This window comes from Leptolyngbya sp. PCC 6406, from assembly GCF_000332095.2.
In the GTDB taxonomy this organism is placed as follows: domain Bacteria; phylum Cyanobacteriota; class Cyanobacteriia; order Phormidesmidales; family Phormidesmidaceae; genus PCC-6406.
Window position 1 is genome coordinate 2,826,539 of sequence record NZ_KI913949.1, and the last position, 2,734, is coordinate 2,829,272.

Annotated in this window: 4 protein-coding genes; all 4 read right to left on the reverse strand. The window is 45.8% G+C overall.

Going from position 1 to position 2,734, the window contains the following annotated elements; genetic code table 11:
- Positions 1-86 precede the first annotated feature (86 nt).
- Positions 87-308: a hypothetical protein gene (locus LEP6406_RS32120; protein WP_008315410.1), complete on the reverse strand. Its 222-nt coding sequence runs from the start codon at positions 306-308 to the stop codon at positions 87-89.
- Between the two features lie 45 nt (positions 309-353).
- Positions 354-572 carry a hypothetical protein gene (locus tag LEP6406_RS27895; RefSeq protein WP_008315412.1) on the reverse strand — a complete coding sequence of 73 codons (219 nt, stop codon included), beginning with the start codon at positions 570-572 and terminating at the stop codon, positions 354-356.
- 601 nt (positions 573-1,173) lie between these two features.
- Positions 1,174-1,854 carry a hypothetical protein gene (locus LEP6406_RS0212580; RefSeq protein WP_008315448.1) on the reverse strand — a complete coding sequence of 227 codons (681 nt, stop codon included), beginning with the start codon at positions 1,852-1,854 and terminating at the stop codon, positions 1,174-1,176.
- Positions 1,854-2,237, reverse strand: coding sequence for a RusA family crossover junction endodeoxyribonuclease (locus tag LEP6406_RS31230; protein WP_225886520.1), 384 nt, complete (start codon positions 2,235-2,237; stop codon positions 1,854-1,856). The genes LEP6406_RS0212580 and LEP6406_RS31230 overlap by 1 nt, the downstream gene beginning before the upstream one ends.
- Between the last annotated feature and the right edge of the window lie 497 nt (positions 2,238-2,734).

A 2,734-nucleotide genomic window follows, 5' to 3' on the forward strand; every position in this document is an offset into this window, starting at 1 on the left:
CAATTGAAAAGTATTGTCAAAAGAAACAGTGCCAAAACCATCTTTACCTATACCTATGATAGGTTTCTTGTTTACTAAAGTTCTGATTATTTACGAGCGAACTTTACTCCCTTATAAATCCCATAACCCACCAGTCCTGCTGCTGCAACAATTCCAGCTACAGGCAAAGCTACTGTTGTAGTTGTGGTAAACCCTAGAATTCCAAGAATGCCAGGAGCCGAAGAAGTAACTGTAGCAATTGTTACAGAGCCTGTCCCAGTAGCTGCCGCTGCACTAGTAATAGCGCTTACAATTTTCAAGTCATCCATAGCTCTTCCCTTCTGTAAAGGATCAATGAAAGCAGATGTGTTTTCTTACTCAAAAAGCTTTTTAATGCCGTAGGCTGCTATCCCAACTATTACTCCGGCTCCAACAACTGGAGTAGCGCCAACTGCAATAGCACCAAAACCTCCAGCCAAACCCATATTTCCAACCATAGCCGCGATACCAGCTCCCACAAAACCGCCACCAGCAGCAAACCCTGCTGCTTCCTTGAAATCCTTACCCTTGCCTTCGCCCTTACCACTCTTCATTATGCCGCTTCCTCTAAAGAGTAATTTTATACAATCTAGCCCAATCTTCTACTCACGGCAAAGTAGGTACAAGTGGGGAGAACCGAACTTTGACACGTCCCTCCCCGACGCTCCTGCGTCCTCAAAACGGGACCAACCATGGGCAAAGATTTGAACGTCCCAGGATGTTTTCCTACGGGGGATTACTTTGTAGAGGGGTGAGGGCGTGTATAGCCTAACGGCATTCAAGAAAGGCATAGCCTGTGCCCGTAGGCGAAGCCGCTCCAAAGAAACTAAGGCTTAGGGGGCAGTAGGATCAGGACCGATCGCGGTTTTGTGGGTTGCTTCTGATGATGAGTTGGATGACCCCATCATCGCAGGGGCTATAGATCAGATGGGTCTAGTGCGTTAATAACTGCCTGGGCACCCATGCGCAGCAGGTCGTGAGTCCTGGGCAAGGGCTAAAAGCGATGATTGTGAATGGATTGAGCTTTACTTGGAGGATATTTAGAAACCTAGCTCGCATCCTTTATGGCCTGTTCTCGGTGACAAGTCTGCGTAGGTTGGGTTCCGCGCATCAGGTTATAGGCTCTGTATAGATAGTCCGCCTGCATTTGAATTGTCAGTCTGCTTCGACACTAGTATGCAAAGTTCTCAATAGCTGCTCTGCGACATCAATTAGCTCACACACAGCCTCTTGAGTAATTTCGGTGGCCTTGAAGCCATGAGCAATTGCATTACGTAATGAAAGAGCATCCATAAGCAACTGATACTCAGAACGTAAAATTACACCCTCAGTCACTAATTGTTTCACTAGATAAAGAGGATCAAGTCTTTGCAAACTCAGTCCCTCATGCTCTGCAACAAGTCTTAAAGTTGCCTCAACAAGAGACCAAGAGTAGAGAATAGCTGAATCTGGGTGTTGTAACGCAAGTTGTCTTGCTACTTGCAGCCTTGCTTCTATTTCGGATTCTTGAAGAGAGCTTTCAGCTTTTGAAGAATATGCAACATCCTCTGGATTAGTCATTACCAACTCAAATCGCCAACCAGGATGTTGCTCTACAGATTGGGCTAGATTCTGCAAATATTGTCCAGCAGAGGAATTAAGTGAACGACGTGAATTCACTTCAATAATTACGGCTTCGTCCTCCCGCCGTACAATCATATCAGGACGATAATTCTTAAGGAAACTAGGTAGGTCTTCAGGACTTGGGTGAAAACAAATTTCGTATCCCTTATTACGATATTCTTCCGCTATTTTCAGTAATCGCTCTCTTTCTAGATTTGCAGTTGGAATTGGCATCAGATAAGTACCTCTTGATCAGGAGCTTCAATTACGACAATATGCAAGAACTCGTTTCCACGAGAAAAGCCTTCTGCTAAGGTTGAAGTCATATTTTCTACTTTAAAGTTTCCTGACAAATCTCGCTTCCTGGCAAGAACATCAGTGACTTGATCATCATCAATGTAGGCTAATCCAATTATGGCATCCTGAATTGGCTTGATAATATTGTCCACATCTATTGCAACAGAATCATAGAAATAGGTTATTTGCAGCATAATCGGGCCAGTAGCCACTTTTTGCCCCGGTGGCCAATATTTTTCCGCCTCTTGCCGTACCACTATTTTCCAATCTGTAAGCCGTTCACGCCTACGGGTCTGTTGTGATACGGGTGGTCCATCCACTATGAACTCAAATCTTTCCAACGCCCTTTCAACTATAAGATCTAAATTATTTTATACGATCGCTAGCGGTACAACTACGCATTGATTGGAATCATGCCCTACTTGACCTTCGGTATTCCGCTCCTCCTGAGCACCCTCATCCTCAGCCTGTGATTAAGCGCAGCCTTCCCGCAGGGTAGCCCAACGGTTCAGGGGCTAAGGTAAATAATGCGATCGCGCTTATGAACGGGTTTGGCCTCGTACAGTCGCGCAGAAGGGTGGTGGCGCATTGGTGGGTTAACAGAAACAGCGACAGCCGGTCATCCATTAGCGATAAATTAGCGATATCGGCTATTGACCTAGCAACCCGTTGAATGAGCAATCAGCCATTTCCCTATGCCCTCAGCGACCATGCCAAGATCGGGCTGGCTGAGCGAAGAATTGATTTGCAATGGGTTGCGCTTACCCTAAGGGAACCAATTCTGCTCGAACCTCATCCAGACGATGCCGATTGTCAA

Excerpts from the sequence above, each read along its gene's own strand:
- LEP6406_RS32120 (WP_008315410.1), bottom strand. The coding sequence starts at position 308 with ATGGATGACTTGAAAATTGTAAGCGCTATTACTAGTGCAGCGGCAGCT.
- LEP6406_RS0212580 (WP_008315448.1), bottom strand. The coding sequence starts at position 1,854 with ATGCCAATTCCAACTGCAAATCTAGAAAGAGAGCGATTACTGAAAATA.
- LEP6406_RS27895 (WP_008315412.1), bottom strand. The coding sequence starts at position 572 with ATGAAGAGTGGTAAGGGCGAAGGCAAGGGTAAGGATTTCAAGGAAGCA.